At 32.1% G+C, this 19090-nt stretch carries 21 protein-coding genes, 1 pseudogene and 1 riboswitch; of the genes and pseudogenes, 8 read left to right on the top strand and 14 right to left on the bottom strand.

Annotation, left to right across the window (positions count from 1 at the left end; translation table 11 throughout):
* Positions 1-149: 149 nt before the first annotated feature.
* A complete protein-coding gene (locus BTJ66_RS00775) occupies positions 150-1616 on the bottom strand; it encodes an FAD/NAD(P)-binding protein (protein ID WP_099089095.1) in 1467 nt (488 codons plus the stop codon).
* Positions 1617-1788: 172 nt separating this feature from the next.
* Between BTJ66_RS00775 and BTJ66_RS00770 the strand changes: the two genes are divergently transcribed.
* Complete coding sequence (locus BTJ66_RS00770) at positions 1789-2715, top strand: osmoprotectant ABC transporter substrate-binding protein (protein ID WP_099089094.1); 927 nt, start codon at positions 1789-1791, stop codon at positions 2713-2715.
* A gap of 312 nt (positions 2716-3027) precedes the next feature.
* Here BTJ66_RS00770 and sagB read toward each other — a convergent pair whose 3' ends face one another.
* Together sagB and BTJ66_RS00760 are read right to left on the bottom strand one after the other, a co-directional pair.
* Positions 3028-3876: a peptidoglycan release complex glucosaminidase SagB gene (gene sagB / locus BTJ66_RS00765; protein ID WP_099089093.1), complete on the bottom strand. Its 849-nt coding sequence runs from the start codon at positions 3874-3876 to the stop codon at positions 3028-3030.
* A 168-nt stretch (positions 3877-4044) separates the two neighbouring features.
* Positions 4045-4269 carry a hypothetical protein gene (locus BTJ66_RS00760; RefSeq protein WP_099089092.1) on the bottom strand — a complete coding sequence of 75 codons (225 nt, stop codon included), beginning with the start codon at positions 4267-4269 and terminating at the stop codon, positions 4045-4047.
* A 219-nt stretch (positions 4270-4488) separates the two neighbouring features.
* Between BTJ66_RS00760 and BTJ66_RS00755 the strand changes: the two genes are divergently transcribed.
* Both BTJ66_RS00755 and BTJ66_RS00750 read left to right on the top strand, forming a co-directional pair.
* The gene (locus BTJ66_RS00755; RefSeq protein ID WP_099089091.1) at positions 4489-4959 is read left to right on the top strand and encodes a sigma-70 family RNA polymerase sigma factor; all 471 of its coding nucleotides are present in this window, start codon (positions 4489-4491) and stop codon (positions 4957-4959) included.
* Between the two features lie 14 nt (positions 4960-4973).
* On the top strand, positions 4974-5399 hold the full coding sequence (locus BTJ66_RS00750; protein WP_099089090.1) for a competence protein ComK: 426 nt from the start codon (positions 4974-4976) through the stop codon (positions 5397-5399).
* Between the two features lie 7 nt (positions 5400-5406).
* Here BTJ66_RS00750 and BTJ66_RS00745 read toward each other — a convergent pair whose 3' ends face one another.
* The 3 genes from BTJ66_RS00745 to BTJ66_RS00735 all read right to left on the bottom strand — a co-directional run bounded on the left by BTJ66_RS00745 (position 5407) and on the right by BTJ66_RS00735 (position 7531).
* The gene (locus tag BTJ66_RS00745; RefSeq protein ID WP_099089089.1) at positions 5407-5856 is read right to left on the bottom strand and encodes a hypothetical protein; all 450 of its coding nucleotides are present in this window, start codon (positions 5854-5856) and stop codon (positions 5407-5409) included.
* Between the two features lie 107 nt (positions 5857-5963).
* A complete protein-coding gene (locus BTJ66_RS00740; RefSeq protein ID WP_099089088.1) occupies positions 5964-6599 on the bottom strand; it encodes a pentapeptide repeat-containing protein in 636 nt (211 codons plus the stop codon).
* Between the two features lie 218 nt (positions 6600-6817).
* Entirely contained in the window at positions 6818-7531 is a 714-nt protein-coding gene (locus tag BTJ66_RS00735) for a transaldolase (RefSeq protein WP_099089087.1), read from the bottom strand.
* A gap of 285 nt (positions 7532-7816) precedes the next feature.
* Here BTJ66_RS00735 and BTJ66_RS00730 point away from each other — a divergent pair, with 285 nt between their 5' ends.
* The 3 genes from BTJ66_RS00730 (at position 7817) to BTJ66_RS00720 (ending at position 9026) form a co-directional block, all read left to right on the top strand.
* Positions 7817-8122, top strand: a complete 306-nt coding sequence (locus BTJ66_RS00730; RefSeq protein ID WP_099089086.1) for a hypothetical protein — start codon at positions 7817-7819, stop codon at positions 8120-8122.
* Between the two features lie 185 nt (positions 8123-8307).
* Positions 8308-8673 (top strand): fluoride efflux transporter CrcB, encoded by a 366-nt coding sequence (crcB, locus tag BTJ66_RS00725; RefSeq protein ID WP_099089085.1) that lies wholly within the window; start codon positions 8308-8310, stop codon positions 8671-8673.
* Positions 8670-9026: a fluoride efflux transporter FluC gene (locus tag BTJ66_RS00720; RefSeq protein ID WP_099089084.1), complete on the top strand. Its 357-nt coding sequence runs from the start codon at positions 8670-8672 to the stop codon at positions 9024-9026. The genes crcB and BTJ66_RS00720 overlap by 4 nt, the downstream gene beginning before the upstream one ends.
* Positions 9027-9118: 92 nt before the next feature.
* Here BTJ66_RS00720 and BTJ66_RS00715 read toward each other — a convergent pair whose 3' ends face one another.
* The 3 genes from BTJ66_RS00715 to metK all read right to left on the bottom strand — a co-directional run bounded on the left by BTJ66_RS00715 (position 9119) and on the right by metK (position 12450).
* The gene (locus BTJ66_RS00715; RefSeq protein WP_099089083.1) at positions 9119-9955 is read right to left on the bottom strand and encodes an aldo/keto reductase; all 837 of its coding nucleotides are present in this window, start codon (positions 9953-9955) and stop codon (positions 9119-9121) included.
* A 292-nt stretch (positions 9956-10247) separates the two neighbouring features.
* Positions 10248-11156: a nuclease-related domain-containing protein gene (locus BTJ66_RS00710; RefSeq protein WP_099089082.1), complete on the bottom strand. Its 909-nt coding sequence runs from the start codon at positions 11154-11156 to the stop codon at positions 10248-10250.
* Between the two features lie 97 nt (positions 11157-11253).
* On the bottom strand, positions 11254-12450 hold the full coding sequence (metK, locus tag BTJ66_RS00705; protein ID WP_099089081.1) for a methionine adenosyltransferase: 1197 nt from the start codon (positions 12448-12450) through the stop codon (positions 11254-11256).
* 110 nt (positions 12451-12560) lie between these two features.
* Positions 12561-12673: riboswitch (SAM riboswitch) on the bottom strand.
* 166 nt (positions 12674-12839) lie between these two features.
* Here metK and pckA point away from each other — a divergent pair.
* Positions 12840-14429 (top strand): phosphoenolpyruvate carboxykinase (ATP), encoded by a 1590-nt coding sequence (gene pckA, locus BTJ66_RS00700; protein ID WP_099089080.1) that lies wholly within the window; start codon positions 12840-12842, stop codon positions 14427-14429.
* A 102-nt stretch (positions 14430-14531) separates the two neighbouring features.
* On the opposite strand, the gene BTJ66_RS00695 is transcribed toward pckA, so the two are convergent.
* Complete coding sequence (locus tag BTJ66_RS00695; RefSeq protein ID WP_193433003.1) at positions 14532-15329, bottom strand: alpha/beta hydrolase family protein; 798 nt, start codon at positions 15327-15329, stop codon at positions 14532-14534.
* Positions 15316-15789 carry an RNA deprotection pyrophosphohydrolase gene (ytkD, locus tag BTJ66_RS00690; RefSeq protein ID WP_099089079.1) on the bottom strand — a complete coding sequence of 158 codons (474 nt, stop codon included), beginning with the start codon at positions 15787-15789 and terminating at the stop codon, positions 15316-15318. Before ytkD ends, BTJ66_RS00695 begins: the two co-directional genes overlap by 14 nt.
* 56 nt (positions 15790-15845) lie before the next feature.
* On the opposite strand from ytkD, the gene yidD reads away from it, so the two are divergent.
* Complete coding sequence (yidD, locus tag BTJ66_RS00685) at positions 15846-16091, top strand: membrane protein insertion efficiency factor YidD (RefSeq protein ID WP_193433005.1); 246 nt, start codon at positions 15846-15848, stop codon at positions 16089-16091.
* On the opposite strand, the gene menC is transcribed toward yidD, so the two are convergent.
* The 3 genes and pseudogenes from menC to BTJ66_RS00670 all read right to left on the bottom strand — a co-directional run.
* On the bottom strand, positions 16088-17092 hold the full coding sequence (gene menC / locus BTJ66_RS00680) for an o-succinylbenzoate synthase (protein ID WP_099089077.1): 1005 nt from the start codon (positions 17090-17092) through the stop codon (positions 16088-16090). The genes yidD and menC overlap by 4 nt on opposite strands.
* Before the next feature lie 19 nt (positions 17093-17111).
* Entirely contained in the window at positions 17112-18494 is a 1383-nt protein-coding gene (gene menE, locus BTJ66_RS00675) for an o-succinylbenzoate--CoA ligase (RefSeq protein ID WP_099089076.1), read from the bottom strand.
* A gap of 212 nt (positions 18495-18706) precedes the next feature.
* Positions 18707-19060 (bottom strand): annotated as a pseudogene (locus tag BTJ66_RS00670) (carboxymuconolactone decarboxylase family protein); the annotation flags it as partial.
* Positions 19061-19090 lie beyond the last annotated feature (30 nt).

The raw sequence follows: 19090 nt of genomic DNA, 5'->3' as shown, positions 1-19090 counted from the left end.
TAAGTCGGCTTTATTTCTAAAATTTCAATACATTAACATTAATAAAATTGAATTGAAGTTAAACCTATTTCACATACGTATATATCAAAAGTAAATTACAAAGTTGTCTCATCATAGTTCAAAATGCCTTGTAATCTTAATAAACACACTTATCTATTTGTCTCAAACAGGTGATTGACTACACTAACCGCTTGTCTAACAATCATCATTACACCATTTCTCGATTGGTTAATACCATTTGTTAACTGGCCTAACGCATACATATTTTTAAGTGTGCCATATCTTGGGCTAATAATTTGATTCGTTTCAGCGACAATTTGGATACCTCCAAGTGGATGTCCTTGTACTACTTGTCTATCTTCTAAATTCAATACAAGTTGATCGTCACTATCAAGGTCTGAAAGATGAGTTTTCGAACCCGTAGCATTAATCACGATATCACACTTTTGCACTGAACCGTCTTTGAATTTAAGGTGAAATTCACTATCGTGGTGTGTAACTGTTTCTAAGTCTTTCTCGATTTTTATTAAGCCATTTTTAATATGTTCAATAAGTAATTGCGCCGTTTGAGGCGGCATAGGATTGGAGTTTTCTTTTAAAATACTTTGATAATTTGATAAAAAACGTTTTTGATCTGATCGACTGAAACTGTTCCATATCCAATTTAAATTTTCCTTAGTTAACTCTAGAATACTTTGAAATCTTCCTAGTACTTCTGAATGCTCTAAATCATAAGTCAAATCTAATATTGGATCATTTTGTCTTCGATGAACAAGGGTTTCAACAGGAATTTCATAAAGTGCACAATCCTTCATAAATAGACTCATCGCTTCATCTAAAGGCACATTACCGAAGTGCTTTGCTTTAATTGCGTTAAAATTCTCAGGTGTTAAATATTTAAATTCAATTTCAGGCATTTCTCCCCTAACACTAGGCAAACGACCTTTACGACTAGTAACTGTAATAGGCAAATTGGGATGATGTGCAGTTACGTAGCGTATTACATCCAAACTTGCTAGGCCCGTACCTATAATCGATATTCTATCCGTATCCTCAACATGATCTAGTGTGTTATAAGTCGGATATGGTGTTTGAATATAGCCAACTGTACCTTTCAAATGATATGGATCGTGATATGATAATGTTCCGATAGCTAAAAATACCACGTCATATACTTTTCGATTGTGCATATCTTTAGATATGCACACATTATATTTAACCTCTGTCTGACCAACATCTGACTCAATAAATACCTCAGCAACTTCTTCTCTAATCTGTTGGATATTATTATATTTAGTTAAAAATTGTTGTAAATAATCCTTCATATAATGTCCAAAAATAAATCTTGGTAGATATTTCGGATGAGAGAATTTAAATGTTGATTGCTTTTCATACCATTCATAAAATTCTTGTGCATTATCTAAATTTAAAGACATATCTTTTGCTGGTAAGTTAATTAATAACTGGTCACTATCGTTTTGAAATGGAACGCCTTGTCCCATGTTTTTAGGGTTATCATATACGTCAATTTGTAATTCAGAAAAGTGTTTATTCTTTACTAACTCTTTTAACAAACTGACTCCTGCTGTACCCATTCCGATGATGGCAATTCTCATGTTACACATCCTAACTAAAATTATTTAACATTATTATACCAATGATTTATCTCACATTATACATTAATGCCTTACAGTTGTTTTTCGAGGTGAGTTATAATGTGTGATTAAATGTGTTAATCTAAATATAATGAAAAATTTAATTTTTGTATTTTACATAAGGGGTTAAACAATGAAATATTTAAAACATTTAGTTATTTTGATTTTAGTTAGTTCAATTTTTTTAGCAAGTTGTGATTTACCGGGACTTGGTGGCGGACAATCTAAAAATTCTGTAAAAATTTCTGCGCTAGCCACAAGTGAGTCACAAATTATGGCGTACATGTTAAAAGAGTTAATAGAACATGATACTAACGGGAAAGTTAATGGATCTATTATTAATAATTTGGGATCGGCAACAATTCAACATAACGCCTTAATCAATGGTGACGCTGATGTATCAAGCACACGCTACACAGGTACCGACTTAGTTGGTGTACTTGAACAGAAACCAATAACCGATCCTAATAAAGCAATGAAATTGACTAAAAAATTATTTAATCAAAAATTTGATCAAACTTTTTTTGATTCTTACGGATTTGAAAATACATTTGCTTTTATGGTGACTAAAGAAACTGCCAAAAAATATGATCTGCATACAATCTCAGATTTAGAAAAAGTTAAAGACCAAGTTAATGTTGGGACTGATACTACTTGGATTAAGCGAGGCGGTGACGGTTATGCACCTTTCCAAGAACACTATGGTTTTGGATTTAACTCTATTAAACCCATGCAGATTGGTCTTGTATACGATGCTTTAAAAAATCAAAAGTTAGACGTTGCACTTGGATACACAACAGATGGTAGAATTGCAGCATATGATTTGGTGGTACTAAAAGATGATAAAAACTTCTTTCCACCCTATGACGCAAGCGCCGTTGCTCCTAACAAAGTTATAAAACAACAACCAGAGCTGAAAGAAGCAATTAAAAAGCTTGAAGGCAAAATCACCACAGAGCAAATGCAAAAGTTAAATTATGAAGCAGATGGACAAGGTAAAGAACCTGCCGTTGTAGCAAAAAACTTTCTAAAGAAACATCATTACTTTGATGAAAAATGATAAGTTTATTGACTCATAATGCTTAGTTTAATTTAAATTTTAAACTTAGACATGTTATTGTGTTAATCATAGATTAGGAGTTGAAATAATGAAATTTATATTAAAAGTTTTTATATCTGCATTAATGTTATTCCTCCTTATAGGGCAAAAAAATAAAGCGGAATAAACAGCAATTAGAATTCAAATAATACGTGGAGACATCACCTAAAATGTGACAGCCTCGATGTATAAAAATAACTCGCATGCTTTTCTGCTCAGCATGGTTATAACTTAAAAAGCTACAAAGAGCTCCTTTGTAGGCGTTTTTAAGTACTATTTATGTTTGTGATCATCTTTATAAACAAAGTATTTGTAATACTTACCTTCTGTTTTCATATCTTCATAAAAATGTGCCATTAATGAAGCATTACTTTCTGCCCATTTAATATCAGTGGCATATTGATGTTCACCAGGATTTTTCGGATTCCATCTCATGCTATAAAGTGTATTTTGATCTTTATTAGATAAAAAATGCCCATGAATAAAGTTGGCTCCACCACTTATTGCTTTCTGTGGAGTATCCCATCCATGTTTCTTGGCGTATTTAGAGCCAGTTTCAATAGGATCTTCATCTAACGCTCCTACACCAAAGAAATTATAATACTTCTTACCATCAATCTCAACACCACTAGCCAATTCACTTTTAGCAGAACCAGTTTCTAACAAGGCATGTGAAATTAAATAAACTTCATTTACATGTTTGTCTTTAGCAGCTTTTATAAATTCATCAGAATGCTCTAACAATGTTGGGTTATCTATCAACATACGCTTGATTCTATTATGATCAATACCTTGATATTTATCTAATTCTAAAAATTGATATTTTTGTGTATCACTTTCAATAAATTCGCTACTATCCATTGCAGATTTTATTTCAGTTGATGATGCGTCTCTCCAAGTTTTGTTATCTTTACTTGAAACTTGTTGGCTTGTGTAGTTATCTATCTGTTTTTTAGACGCTTTGTCTAAAGATACTTTTAAATTCTCAACTTTTTCTTGTTCATCTACTTCTTTAAAAAAGATTTGATCTGAAATCATTGAAAATACAACAATTGCAGCTACACCTAAGATTATCAATAAACTTATAATTGATAAAATTGAGCCTTTTTTATGCTTCGTCATGTTCCACACCTCTTAGGTAATAATTAGGAATGAGAAGTCCCTACCATTTATGTATCAATGCTACTTGAGACTTTCTGATAATAAAGTTTAACACTAAATAGTTAATCGCACAATTTTATCTTAGTGTTGTTACATATTCATAAAAAAAGTAATGAAATTTTAATTTCATTACTCTTGACTTTTACTATATTCCATTATGATAAAGCTTGATGCTTGTGATCTATTTTTATAATAATAACGATTTAAGTCAATCGTCCCCTCTATTTCTCCATCACGATACATCATTTCATTTGTTAAATTATTAATCATTACAAAATCAGATTTATCTTTAATCATATCTAAATCATTATGTTTAGCAAAAAAATGCTCCAAATTTAAATGTGCGTAGTCCATATAAACCTCCTACTAATTGTCCGAAGATAATAATACATCTTTTAGTGTTATATCTCTATGCTGAATACGCGTTTATGTTATAAAACCTAAAATTTATTACTCTTATGTGTTCTATTTAACACCTATTAAGCATATTTAGCAAATGAAATTTATTATTTCTCTTTATAAAATAGATACATCCGGAAATTCAAGTTGTATATGCAACAATGGAGTAATCCAATGCACTTTGAACAACAATTTCAGAATTCAAAATATATTCTTTATTTTCTACTAAAAAAATACCGTATTAAGTACAATAATGATGAATACATGCAATTACTCACTATAAAATTATGGGAAATATCAAAAACCTATAATGCTCAAAAATCCCCTTCTTTTCATACTTACTTATATACTCGTTTAAATTTTTATTTAATCGATTTGTTTCGAAAGCAAAATAAAATTTGCGAAGTTCCATTAACCTGTAGTATTGACGCTAAACTCCAAACACTACCTTCTACCCTTGATACAGAAATCATTTATAGACAATTTCAAGACAAGCTAACTTCGAGAGAGAAGCAATGGCTACAGTTAAAGCTAGAAGGTTATAAGCAAAAAGAAATCGCTCACCATTTAGCTTGCTCAGTTTCAACCGTTAAAAATTACCAACAGCGTGTGCAAGCAAAATATTTAATTCACTATAAACATTAATGAGGTGTTATGTTATGAATCATCTAACTAAGTTATTATATTTCAAAACGGTCATTGGTCCAGAATTATTTACGATATGCCAATATACAACACATCAATTTATCTATCCTACCTCCATAAATCAAACATTAAAATACATACTAGAAGTTAACCAACTCTCTTTACCTATACAAACTAAACAAGCTAAGGAAGTGCTTAAAATAAGAAAGCACATCCCCATTTCTATCAATCAACAAGCAATTATCTTTCCAATTAAACCCAAAAGATCTCCAATACAATATTATATCAATGCTTTAACGATAATTGGTATAAAGTCAAAAGAAACACAAACCATTATTTATTTTGAAAATGCCACTTTTATAACTGTCGATGTTCCTTATATATTTGTGCATAAAAAATGGCAAGAAAGCCTGACACTTTCTCGCCTTCTGAACAAATAGCAGTTCATTATAATGTTTTATTGTGTTTATATTCTAATAGCTTTTTCGTAAAGTATCCTGTAGCTACTCTGATTAAATACAAACTGACAATAATCAGTAATATAGCACCTATGAAAGTCAAAATGACTGTCAATGTCGATAATTGAACCTCTGGTTTTATAAAATACTGTACAGACGTTAAACTAGTAATAAATCCAAACAAGAATATACCTAATAACAGAATATATGTAAATAAAATACCTAATAATAAGGCAAATAATTGCGTAGAGGATACTACCTTTTCTTTAAACACATATTCTTTTAAAAATTGATTAGAAAATGCAATAGGTCGATTTAAATGTTCTTCACCATGCAGTTTTGTGACATTTTCTAGTACTGCATTCAATTTACTTTTTTCCTTTTTATTTAAAAACCATAATTGCTTTTTTACCTTTTGCTTAAAAATATTTACTTTCATTTAAATTTTACTCCTTTAGCAATTTCACGATACGCTACCTCAATCAAATATTAATTGAAATACCTTAATGAATCAATAAATATTGAAAATATTTTTACTTAAGTTGGTTAGTTTACGACAACCAGTCCCATTAAAGTAGCAAACTGAATAGCTTGTTCTCTTGATACTTTGCACCCCTCCAAGTCTTCTCTACTAACAACAATAGATTCAAAATGTGAATTGCTTAAATCACAATCTTTTAATGGGGTTTGGTAAATTGATACGTGATTTAAGTTTGTATCATCAAAGATGGCTTGCTTTATTACAGATTTGTGAAAATCACCATGTTCCATGCTGCAATGTTCAAAACGCAAGGTCTCCATTCTAGTATCTATAAAACTAACAAAATCAGCTTTAATCTCACTAAAAGAAATGTGGCACAGTCGCATTTGTTTTAATACTGTGCCAGTCATACGACAGTTTTTAAAAACGACCCTTTGTAACGAACCTAGTTCCATTTTAGTATTGGAAAAATCACAATTTTCAAAAATCACATCCGTAAAATCTACGCGACCTAAATCAGAATTAGAAAAACTACAATCACTGATGCGTGAACCATATATCAATAATCTGTCCAAAGTTTGATCAACCATATTCGAATGATTAATCTCTACTAACTCTAAAATATCATCAACTTCATTGAATACATCCGTCAACTTTTTCTTTTCTAGAATAGCATTTATTTTAGGCTGTTGTACCTTCATTGTTTTTTCTCCTATTCAAACTGCATGTTATCTACGCTCAAATGAAATTACTTAATTTTCGATTGATTCATGCTTAAAGTTTTATATATAAGTATAACAGACCAAATTCATTCATTTATTATATTTTTATAATATATGTTAAAAAAATAGCCAACATCGCCTAAACAAGGCAATGTTGGCTATTAAATTTAAAATTTCATTGCTAATTATAAGGAATATTATAGAATGGATAAGCCTGAACTTTGGATGTCTTTAGCGAATCCTTGTACAGTATCTACTGATAATTCATTAATATCACGGCCAAGATTATTGTTTACTTTTTTAACAACATCTGCTGGACATGTGATAATATCTGCGCCTACTTCATCTGCTTGGATGACATTAATTACTTCACGACAACTTGCCCATAGTAATTTAACGCCTTCTTTACTATGTGTTACTTCTGCAGCTTCTTTCATCAATGGTACTGGATCTACGCCAGTGTCTGCAATACGACCTGCAAATACTGATACATATGTTGGTACGCCTTCTGTTACCGCATCAGTAATTTCTTTAACTTGATCTAAAGTATAAACAGCAGTTACATTTAAGCGAACATTTTCTGCTGATAATTTTTTAATTAGAGAAATCGTTGATTCACCTTTAGTGTTTACAACTGGAATTTTAACAAATACATTTTCACCATATTGTTTTAAAATTTCAGCTTCTTTTGCCATTGTTTCTAAATCATCTGCAAATACTTCAAACGAAATTGAAGCATCAGGAATTTCACGTACAGCTTCTTCAGCGAAAGCTTTATAGTCTGTAACACCTGCTTTTGCCATTAAACTTGGGTTAGTTGTGAAACCATCAACCTGTTTATTTTTATATGCTGCTTTCATTTCTTCAATATCTGCACCATCTGCAAACACTTCAACATTTAATTTTGCCATTTCAAATTCCTCCTGACTTAAATAAATAATCCTATTAAGAATTATTTCTAACGGCTATTAACCATTCAATTTATTTATACCATCAATGTTAGAAAAATTCTAACTTTTTGCTTAACGTGGCTAAATGAAATAGGAAAACCATACAGTGTGTGTAACATTGTATCGTTGTTTTTGAACCACATCTACAATATTTAAATTTGTGAAAATAACATAAAATTGTAAATTTCATTAAATAATCTTGAATTTATGGTATTATTATTAAATGAATTCTTCTAGGAGGTAAATATGGCACGCTCAAAACTTTATTTTTATTTATCTAGTCTATTGGTAATTATAAGTTTTTATTTTAATACTAGAAACCCTCTACTAAGCATGCATTTTAGCTCAATGATTAAATTAATATTTGTATGTAGTATTATAAATGCTATTATTTTAATAATTTCCATTATATTTGCAGATAAAGCGATTAAACATTTACATGACAAATCAGATTGGATTAGGAAAGCTAGCAAAATATTACCCTATATTATCTTAGTCGTACTAATTATTCACATCATTGCTTCTCTATCCACATTTGGTATTATTTTTTAAAAGCAATAGGCAAGCTTTTACTAAGAGCTTATCCATGTAAGTATCAGTGACAAGCCAAAGACTTACATGCGTTGTACTAGCATGTGTGTTCAGCTAAATCGACACCTAATAATATGAGATTAACACGACTGGAACATGTTGATTGTGTTCCAGTTTTTATTTTATATGAAAGGATGTATATGAATATGCAATATTTATTTATTTTTGCAGGCGGTGCTCTTGGTGCTCTGTTAAGATATTTATTATCATTTATAAATTCATCTTCAGAAATTCCTATGGGTACTTTTATTGCAAATTTATGTGGTGCTTTCTTAATGGGCTATCTTGGCACATTAACCATCAAGTATTTTAAAAATAATCCTTTACTTAAAAAAGGGGTAACAACAGGATTCCTTGGTGCACTCACAACCTTTTCTACCTTTCAATTTGAACTAGTACAATATTTTGAGAAAGGTGCATTACTTTTAGTCATTATTTATGCACTAACGAGTTATATTTTTGGTATCTTGCTGTGTTATATAGGAGTTAGATTGGGGGAAAAAACCTCATGATAAATTGTATACTGGTTATGTTAGGCGGCGGCATTGGTGCAGTAATTAGAGGATTTATCACGAATGTATTTAATCAAAAGTTTAATAGTACACTTCCAATTGCGACACTTACTGTGAATGTGTTAGGAAGCTTTGTGATTGGTTTACTGATGGGTATGGCTATTAATTTAAGCTGGATGAATCCATTTATAATTGTTGGCATACTCGGTGGATTAACTACCTTCTCAACTTTATCATCAGAACTAGTCAAGTTTTTATTACAGCCAAGACAACTCGGTTTGTTTATATTTTATTCCTTATTACAATATGGTATATCCTTCGGAGCTTGTTTTTTGGGTTACCAATTTTTTTAATTATATGGATTAACTATCATGCTTATATTCTTTTGCACACATCAATAAAAAGTGCACGCCTTATTAATTTAAGACGTGCACTTTCTCTGCAATTAATGACCATTAAATGCTGCTGGGTCTGGACCAATTCTACGATTTTCATCAAGGTTATCTAACTTTTCAATGTGGTCTTCTGAAAGAGAAAAATCAAATATATTTAGATTTTCTTCAATTCTCGATGGTGTTACAGACTTAGGAATAACAACGACGCCATGTTCAATATTCCATCTTATAATCACTTGTGCCGGTGATTTATTAACTTCTTGTGCAATCGCTTTAACTGTATCATCGTCTAAGATTTGTGCATTCATTAAAGGCGACCAAGATTCCATATGAATATTTTGCACTTCTAAATATCTTCTTAGTGATGCTTGCACTAGGTAAGGATGAAATTCAACCTGATTAATTACTGGTTTAATAGAAACTTGTGCTAACAATGCTTCTAAATGTTCGATATTAAAATTACTCACACCAATATTTTTCACTTTATCATCTTTATAAAGATCTTCCATACCTTGCCAAGTATCAATCATTAATGCTTCATCTGTACCTGGCCAATGCATTAAATATAAATCTAAATATTCTAATTTTAGTTTGTTCAAACTCGTTTCATACGCAGCTGCAACATTGTTACGTCCATAATCAGCTAACCACAATTTCGATGTAATAAATAGATCACTTCTTTTAAGTCCTGTAGAAGCAAGTCCTTCAGCAATACCTTCTCCAACTTTATCTTCATTTTCATAAATCATTGCCGTATCAATATGTCTATAACCACTTTCAATTGCATGCTTAACAGATGCTTTACAATCATCATTATTTTCTACTCGAAATGTTCCTAAACCTACAATAGGCATTTCTTTTCCATTATAAAATGTAATATTTTCCAAGTTAAACTCCCCTTTTAGTCAAGTTAGTATTTATACTAATCAATATTCTCAAAAATATAAATAATAATGCTTATAAAGGAAATAAAAATTCACATCTCAAACTGTACAATTAGCGAAAATGGTTATAAACGATTATATAACCATTTTTAATGTAATTCGAATTACATTAAAAATGGCTGGCTACATACCTAAAGGTATGCAGTCAGCCTATAATAAATTCCAATTACTTAATTGTTTACTTAACTGGATACAAATCACTTGTCAACAGTTCTTATTAAATAGTGCAATATCATTAATTAAAGGATTCGATTTCATCCATCACACGTTGTAAATCTTCCACATTATATTGAATGCGACCATGAAATACAAATTTATTGAAGAATTCATCCAATTGTTCTGCTCCAACTAACACTTTTGAATTTGAGCTTTGCGCATAATTTGTAATCGTTACATCACCATCATTTTTAGGGTTGAAATATAAAATCGTTGTAGGTGTGAATTTTAAGTTTAATTCTGTTTGGATATCACCAGCTAGTTTTTCAATTTCATCTAAATGTGTTGTGTAATTAACAAAAGATAAGCTATCTTTATCATCATTTTGATCTAGGACAAGTGTTTGAGGAACTTGTCTATCAAGATCTAATGTATGAAATACTTGTTCCATCATCGGCTGCTCTTTAAATTGTGCTGCACTTACACCATTATAGACATGCCCTTTTAATAATTGTGAATCAATAATATATAAACCTGTACGCGTTAAGACTAAATGACTGATACGTTGAACATCACTAAATTCATTTCTAGGTAAAAAGATATTTGCCATGATATGCATATCTTCTGGACGAATTCTCTTTTCATTTACAAGTCTTTCGCGAATACCAATCAATCTCATATCTGTTACATATTCACTTTGATTTTTAGAAAACAATTTCAATGCGTCAATTTCTCTATCTTTTGAATTAACCGTAGCTGTGTATTCTTCTTTTTGCTTTGTTACTGTTTTTTTATTTTCGATTCTTTCTTTTTCTAATTCTTCTTCATGTTCATCGTTAAGTTGTTGCTCTCTTGATTTGTATTGTGCTTTCACTTGTTCTTGCGCTTTTTTCTTACTGCTTAATGCAACAATAAATAAAATCAAACAAATTACTGCTACAACGATTGCCACGATTAAACCAATCTCTATTGGTCCAAATGAATTCATAACAAAAACGCTCCTTTATGTGTTCAGTAACTTAATTATAATAGATATATGCTTATCATTCGATAGTAAAATTAAAAATAAGTGTTTTTATCTTAGTTTAAACTTGAACACTATCTTTTAATAAGTTGACCTTATCTAATTTTTCCCATGGTAACAATACATCTGTTCGTCCAAAATGGCCATATGCAGCTGTTTGTTTATAAATTGGATGTTTTAAATCTAACATTTTAATAATCCCTGCCGGTCTTAAATCAAAATGTGTTCTAACCGCTTCTACTAATTCATATTCGCTTACTTTTCCAGTTCCAAATGTATCAATTGAAATTGATACTGGTTCTGCTACACCTATTGCATAGGCTAACTGCACTTCACATTTATCAGCCAGTTGTGCTGCTACGATATTTTTAGCAACGTAACGTGCAGCATATGCAGCCGAACGGTCGACTTTAGTTGGATCTTTACCACTGAAGCATCCACCACCATGACGTGCGTAACCACCGTATGTGTCAACGATAATTTTACGACCTGTAAGTCCTGCATCTCCTTGAGGACCACCAATTACAAATCTGCCCGTTGGATTGATATAAAATTTAGTATGCTCATCTAATAAGGCTTCTGGAACCGTTGGATAAATCACGTGCGCTTTAATATCATCTTTAATTCGATCTAATTCAATATCTTCAGCATGTTGTGTAGATAAAACAATTGTATCTATACGCACTGGTTTATCCTGTTCATCATATTCAACTGTAACTTGAACCTTACCATCTGGACGCAAATATTTTAATATTTCATCTTTACGTACATCGGATAAGCGTTTAGCCAACTGATGTGATAAAAATATAGGCAACGGCATATACGTATCTGTTTCATTCGTTGCATAACCAAACATCAATCCTTGGTCCCCTGCTCCAGTTGCTTCAATTTCCTCTTCTGACGCATCATCACGATATTCTAAAGCCGTGTCTACGCCCTGCGCAATATCAGGAGATTGTTCATCAATGGCAGTTAATACAGCCATTGTCTGGCTATCATAGCCATATTTCGCACGCGTATACCCAATTTCTTTAATTGTTTCTCTTACTACTTTAGGAATGTCTACATAAGTTGTTGTTGAAATTTCACCTGATATTAACGCCATTCCTGTTGTTACTGTTGTTTCACAAGCTACTCGTGCATTAGGATCATCTTTTAAAATTTCGTCTAAGATTGCATCTGATACTTGATCCGCAATCTTGTCAGGATGACCCTCTGTTACAGATTCTGAAGTGAATAATCTTCTATTGTAAGTCATAATTTGCTCCTTTAGTTTTAAATTACGAAAATTCTCTCTCTGTTGAGCTCATTAAAAAGGGCCTTCTACACTATGATAAATAGAGAGAAGGCCCTTTATACGTCCATTCGCTCTTATCGTTCAGACGCTATTTGTCTGCAAACGGTTTGGCACCTTTCTTCTATATAAGAAGAGGTTGCTGGGCTTCATTGGGTCCATGTCCCTCCGCCACTCAGGATAAGAGAATCCGTTAATTTATATAGTACCTAATCTAAGATATAATGTCAATTTTACATTTATTAATATTTATTTAAAATTCCTTTGAAATTGATGTGGACTATTAATACATATGTGTTATACTCTGTAATTGTAAAGGCTTACATTAACTAAATAGCGTGGAGGGATTAAGTATGGCGGTAGATACATACACTTATACTAGTAAAATTGAAAGCATTTTAGACAAATCATCTTCATTATTTCAATTATCTACAACACAGTTGTATAACAAGATTTTAGATAATAATGAGGGTGAACTAACAGAATTAGGCGCAATTAATGCCAAAACCGGAAAATATACGGGACGTTCTCCAAAAGATAAGTTTATTGTAACTGAGCCATCTTATAGAGATGACATTGATTGGGGCAATATTAACCAACCTATTGAAGAAGAAACTTTTTTAAACTTGTATGATAAGGTATTAAACTATCTTGATAAAAGAGAAGAACTATATGTATTTAATGGTTATGCTGGCAGCGATAAAGATTCACAATTAAAGCTTACAGTAGTGAATGAAATAGCTTGGCATAATTTATTTGCACAGAACATGTTTATTCGCCCCGATACAAAAGAAGAAGCTGAAGATATTAAAGCAGACTTCACTATTGTTTCTGCACCACATTTTAAAGCAAACCCAGAAATAGATGGCACAAATTCAGAAACCTTTATCATCACATCATTTAAGCACAAAGTGATTTTAATTGGCGGTACCGAATATGCTGGCGAAATGAAAAAAGGTATTTTCTCCGTAATGAACTACTTACTACCAAAAGATAACATTATGAGTATGCACTGTTCAGCTAATGTTGGTGAAAAAGGTGACGTTGCTTTATTCTTTGGCTTATCTGGTACTGGAAAGACAACACTTTCTGCTGACCCTACTCGCAAACTTATTGGTGATGATGAGCATGGTTGGAATGATAATGGTATCTTCAATATAGAAGGCGGCTGTTACGCAAAAGCAATTAATCTCTCTCATAAAAAAGAACCACAGATTTATGATGCTATTAAATACGGTACAATCCTAGAAAATGTAGTTGTCGACGAAGAAGGCGATGTTGATTTTGATGACAATCGATATACAGAAAATACTAGAGCCGCATACCCAATTAATCACATAGATAATATCGTAACACCATCTAAAGCAGCACATCCTAATACAATTATATTTTTAACAGCGGATGCATTCGGGGTATTACCTCCTATTTCAAAATTATCTAAAGATCAAGCAATGTACCATTTCTTAAGTGGTTTTACTGCGAAATTAGCAGGTACGGAGCGTGGTATTACTGAGCCAGAACCTTCATTCTCCACTTGTTTCGGTTCGCCATTCTTGCCGTTAAACGCAAAAGTCTATGCTGATTTATTAGGTAATCTTATCGATAAACAAGGCGTTGACGTCTATTTAGTGAATACAGGTTGGACTGGTGGTAAATACGGTGTAGGACGTCGTATCAGCTTGAATTATACGAGACAAATGGTAAATCAAGCCATAACAGGTAGATTAAAAGATGCTGAATACATTAAAGATGATATGTTTGGCTTAGATATTCCTGTCGAGGTAGAAGATGTGCCCCAAACACTACTTAATCCTATCAATGCTTGGAGTAAGCCAGAAGCATATAGAGAACAAGCTCAAGATTTAATCAATCGTTTTAAAAATAATTTTGAAAAATTCGGTAAAGATGTAGAAACATTAGCGTCGACTGGTGGATTTAAATAATACAGATAAGGTGTCACAATGCATTGTGACACCTTTTTTATTTAATCACGTACTAATAACTTCAATAAGATATAACAGTTCAAATTGTAAAATGATATTAAACTATTTATTATTGTTATATTGTTCTTTCAAAGTATCTTGCTCAACATCCTTCATCCATTGTTTAATTGCCTCTAGCGTATCTTTCAAGGCGAAAGGCTTAGGAACATGACCTTCAGACATTTGATAATACGTGCGATATGTCGCGCCAATTTTGTCTAATTGTTCTGCTAAATAATAAGCATTATGAATACCTACTTGCTTATCCTTCCCTCCATGTACAATTAATATAGGAGGACTTGTCTCAGTAATTTGACTAATGGCATTACGTTGTTGATAAGCTTCTGCGTCCTTTTTTGGATGCCCAACCATACGTTTAAGCATCCCTCTTAAATCAATACGTTCCTCATACATTAGATTTATGTCTGAAACACCACCCCAAATGATATAACTAGAAACTGGTAAATTTTGAAATGTTAATAGACCTTGAAGGCCGCCTCTTGAAAATCCAATCATATGAATAGCAATGTCCGGATATATTTGATGTAATATTCGAATCGCCTCAGTAACATCATTTAAATCAGAACCATAAAATTCATCTTTTCCTTCACTACCGTTATTACCTCTATAATAAGGACCAAAAACCAATGTATGTTTATCAGCAAATTGCATTAATCTACTCGTTCTCACCTTGCCTACCTGACCTTTACCACCTCGTAAATATATAACAATTCTTCTCACATTTTCGCGAGGTGTCATCAACAGTCCTCTAACGTGTAAATCCTCTACTTTATAAGTTACTTCATCGAATATATGATATTTAGATTCAACTGGCATCCTTTTTTTATTAATAAAATCCAAGGTCAATCACTCTTTCTAAACAATGTAATATTGCTGCATCTTTCAATAAATAACTTTTTTCAGCTTCAGGAATTTCTGATAATGATTTATATAATACAGGTCCCTCTGTTTCAAAATAATCAGATTGCTGAATCATTTCCTCAATATCTACCATAAACACATCTTTAGTAAAGCTCAGTCCACTTTGTCGCTCAACTTTATACTGAGCTATATACTCACAATGTTTGATGGTTGCCCCAGTTTCTTCTAACAGTTCACGTACTGCAGCATTCTCACTCGATTCACCTTTTTCTTTTTTACCACCTGGAAACTCAATACCACGGATTTTATGATTAGTGAATAACAATTGATCCTTGTACTTTGGAATTATAAGTACATGATTGCCATCTGCATCTTCGTCAGCATTTTTAAATGTTAAGAACACATCGTCATTTTCTCTATCTTTAAACTTCACATACATCACTCTTCCACTTATTATGTTAAACTATCTATGCTAAGATTTTTGTTGGAGGCAAAATTATGAAAACTATATTTCTAGGACTTATCCGTATATATCAACGTTTTATATCACCATTAACCCCTGCAACTTGTCGTTTTTATCCAACTTGTTCAGAATACACACGAGAAGCTATACACGTATATGGCGCTTTTAAAGGTACCTGGTTAGGTGTGAAAAGGATTTCAAAGTGTCATCCACTCCATAAGGGTGGTTTCGATCCAGTTCCTCTAAAGAAAAAAGACCATAATAATAAAAATCACTAGCAAATATGATTCAATATCTTGCTATTCACTTTTGGAGGCTCAAAATATATTGAGCCTCCTTTTAATTCACCCGCTTTATTAATTACGTCAGAATCATAGTAATAACCTTCTGGCGTAATATCACTTGGAAAATCCGCAAATTGTGCTAACATCGCTGTAAAATATCTACTTAATCCATATTCATACATACCGCCAACAACTATTTTTATATCTTTTGCTTTGAGTATTTTTATCAAATCCATCACCTTATCAATTCCACCTAACCTAAACGGTTTTAGAACTACGATATCAATACCATACTCGTTAATAGCCTGTAAAATGGATTGTTCAGATTTTGCTTTTTCATCAATCGCAATGGGAGGAAATTCATTTTTCTCAAAATGACTTAAAAGCTCCAGCGAACTAAAAGGTTCTTCAACATACGATAATTGGTATTTATGAAGTATTGATAATTTATCACAATCTGCTTTAGTTAAGCTTTCGTTTGCATCAATTACAATTTTTGGTTGAAAAGAAAGTTTCGCAACATTTTCAACGTCATCTATAATGTTCTTATTCCATTTAATCTTAACACGCTGTGGTTGCGTTTGAACCAATTGGTGATAAGTTTTGGGGGTCATACCATTTATAGTTGCCCCATAAGGAACTTTAAAAGCATTTAAGTCATAGAACATTTGATAGCAAGCCATCACAATCATACTGCGTGTTGCTGGATAATTTGATAAGTGATTTAATGCGTTTTGTACTTCAGAAAATGTATCAAATGACTGCAGTTGGTGTTGATTAAACCATAATTTTGAAACACGTATAACATCGCTTATTGTTTCATTCGCGTACCAATTCGTTTCAAAAGCGTTACATTCTCCAAAATATGATTGTCCTTTATCAGTTATCAATTCAATAAATAAGGCTCGCCGTGTATCCATTTTTATTTTAGGTGTAATCACAGGTGCCTTAAATTCAGCCTGGTAATCATACAAATGCATATCAACTATTTTCATATATTCTCCTTTGTTAAGACTATAAACGCGTTCTTTGAAGCTTACCAGTAGATGTATATGGTAATGTAGGTACACGTTGAAATTGCTTAGGAATTTTAAATTTTGCCAACTTTTTTTCAAAAAATGTAGTTAAGTGTGCTTCTGTTATAACTTCATTTGCAACATAATATAGATATGGCACTGCTCCCCATGTTTCATCTTCAACGCCTATACACATCGCATCTTCAATATTTGGATGTAGTTTGGCCACAGTTTCAATTTGGTACGGGTAGATATTTTCACCACCACTAATAATTAAATCTTTACGACGATCATATATCATCACGTAACCTGCTTCATCTATCTTCGCTATGTCACCCGTTTTAAAATATCCATTTTCAAATGTATCCCGTTTATTTTTAGGATAAAGATAACCATCCATCACATTAGCACCTTTTATTAACAACTCACCGTGACCTGCTTCATTTGGGTCTTTTATTTTTATTTGAACATCATTACTTGGTTTCCCTACGGTATCAAAACGATGCAAAAGCATGTCAGGCGTCGCTGTTAAAAATTGTGAACACGTCTCGGTCATACCAAAGGAATTATATATAGGCAAATGATATTCTAAAGCTTGTGTGATTAAACTGCGTGATAATTTTGCACCACCCAGTAAAATTTTCTCAATATAAAATGGTTGATGCAAACCTCCATCCATTAACCATTTTAATGTTTGGGGTACTAACGAAACATGTGTTGGCGCCTCATTCTTTATAATATCAAGCATTTTATCTGTATCAAATTTAGATGCGATTCTCAAAGTGAATCCTTCAATTAAGGCACGTAACACAACACTTAATCCAGAAATATGATATATAGGTAATACCGATAGCCACTTGGTCTGCTTATCAAAACCCAAACTCTCTTTACAACCAACCGCACTCGCTAAATGATTATTGAATGTTTGGGGTACTGCTTTTTGCGGACCTGTTGTACCTGATGTGAACATTATCGATGCTATACGTTCTAGCGAAAATGAACCTTCAAATTTTTTATTATTGTTAATTGCTTGTAATTCATCAAATTTCAAAACACGAACATGTTCTAATTCAAGCTCGTTCATTGCAATGACGGTATCTACATTAATAGAGTCCATTTGTGCTATCATTTCATGCTTAGTTAAACGAGTATTTACCATGGCAATTTCTATACCTGCAATCCATGCTGCATTAACTAGCAATACAGCCTCTATTGTATTATCTATATAAAAGCCTATTCTCTTTCTGTTCAACTGTTGTAATGACCATGCAAGTTTTGAAGCATCATCATACATAGATTCAAATGTTATTTGGTGTTCGCCATCATCAACAAATACACATTCTCCATTTTGTTTCGCTTGCTGTTTCAACCAAAAATCCACTGTGTCATTCCTCCATCTCACTACTTATTATAACGTGTTTCGGGTTATTTAGCAGTGTGTATGCATCGATAATAAGTATGCCGATAAACTATGCAAAAACCAATACTTTTCTGCTAGACAATAACAATATAAAATTTAAACGATACAATAACTACACCCAAAATAAAAAAGCATTCAATGTGATGGTTGAATGCTTTTAAGCTTAAAATACACTATATATGATACTGATTACCCATAGAAATGGAAAGTCTATTCCACATATTAATTTGATTTATAATTAGTACAAGATCTGTATACTCCTCTTCTGAATATACAGTACGTACCTCATTATATAAACTGTCTGGAACGCCATTTTTAGAAATATGCGTAATTGCTTCTGCTAATTTAAATGCTAATTTAGCTTTTTCAGAATAAATATTTGTATCATTCCATGCATTTAATAAATAAATCTCTTCTTCTGAAACTTTCATTTTCCTCGCATCTGCAGTATGCATACCAATACAGAATGCGCAGCCATTGATTTGAGAAACACGTATTTTAACCAATTCACGTAATTTCCGCTCAATTACAAATAAAACATATCGAAATATAAAAAC

This window comes from Staphylococcus edaphicus, assembly GCF_002614725.1.
GTDB classification, from domain to species: domain Bacteria; phylum Bacillota; class Bacilli; order Staphylococcales; family Staphylococcaceae; genus Staphylococcus; species Staphylococcus edaphicus.
The sequence above is the reverse complement of the archived record's forward strand: the minus strand, read 5'-3'. Positions and strand labels throughout refer to the sequence as shown.

Bases quoted from the DNA above. Each gene is read 5' to 3' on its own strand.
- BTJ66_RS00720 (WP_099089084.1), top strand. From the start codon at position 8,670: ATGATAAATTGTATACTGGTTATGTTAGGCGGCGGCATTGGTGCAGTA.
- BTJ66_RS00710 (WP_099089082.1), bottom strand. From the start codon at position 11,156: ATGAATTCATTTGGACCAATAGAGATTGGTTTAATCGTGGCAATCGTT.
- BTJ66_RS00755 (WP_099089091.1), top strand. From the start codon at position 4,489: ATGCACTTTGAACAACAATTTCAGAATTCAAAATATATTCTTTATTTT.
- BTJ66_RS00745 (WP_099089089.1), bottom strand. From the start codon at position 5,856: ATGAAAGTAAATATTTTTAAGCAAAAGGTAAAAAAGCAATTATGGTTT.
- BTJ66_RS00730 (WP_099089086.1), top strand. From the start codon at position 7,817: ATGGCACGCTCAAAACTTTATTTTTATTTATCTAGTCTATTGGTAATT.
- BTJ66_RS00740 (WP_099089088.1), bottom strand. From the start codon at position 6,599: ATGAAGGTACAACAGCCTAAAATAAATGCTATTCTAGAAAAGAAAAAG.
- BTJ66_RS00770 (WP_099089094.1), top strand. From the start codon at position 1,789: ATGAAATATTTAAAACATTTAGTTATTTTGATTTTAGTTAGTTCAATT.
- BTJ66_RS00750 (WP_099089090.1), top strand. From the start codon at position 4,974: ATGAATCATCTAACTAAGTTATTATATTTCAAAACGGTCATTGGTCCA.
- BTJ66_RS00775 (WP_099089095.1), bottom strand. From the start codon at position 1,616: ATGAGAATTGCCATCATCGGAATGGGTACAGCAGGAGTCAGTTTGTTA.
- metK (WP_099089081.1), bottom strand. From the start codon at position 12,450: ATGACTTACAATAGAAGATTATTCACTTCAGAATCTGTAACAGAGGGT.
- crcB (WP_099089085.1), top strand. From the start codon at position 8,308: ATGCAATATTTATTTATTTTTGCAGGCGGTGCTCTTGGTGCTCTGTTA.
- sagB (WP_099089093.1), bottom strand. From the start codon at position 3,876: ATGACGAAGCATAAAAAAGGCTCAATTTTATCAATTATAAGTTTATTG.
- menC (WP_099089077.1), bottom strand. From the start codon at position 17,092: ATGAAAATAGTTGATATGCATTTGTATGATTACCAGGCTGAATTTAAG.
- BTJ66_RS00760 (WP_099089092.1), bottom strand. From the start codon at position 4,269: ATGGACTACGCACATTTAAATTTGGAGCATTTTTTTGCTAAACATAAT.
- pckA (WP_099089080.1), top strand. From the start codon at position 12,840: ATGGCGGTAGATACATACACTTATACTAGTAAAATTGAAAGCATTTTA.
- ytkD (WP_099089079.1), bottom strand. From the start codon at position 15,789: ATGTATGTGAAGTTTAAAGATAGAGAAAATGACGATGTGTTCTTAACA.
- BTJ66_RS00735 (WP_099089087.1), bottom strand. From the start codon at position 7,531: ATGGCAAAATTAAATGTTGAAGTGTTTGCAGATGGTGCAGATATTGAA.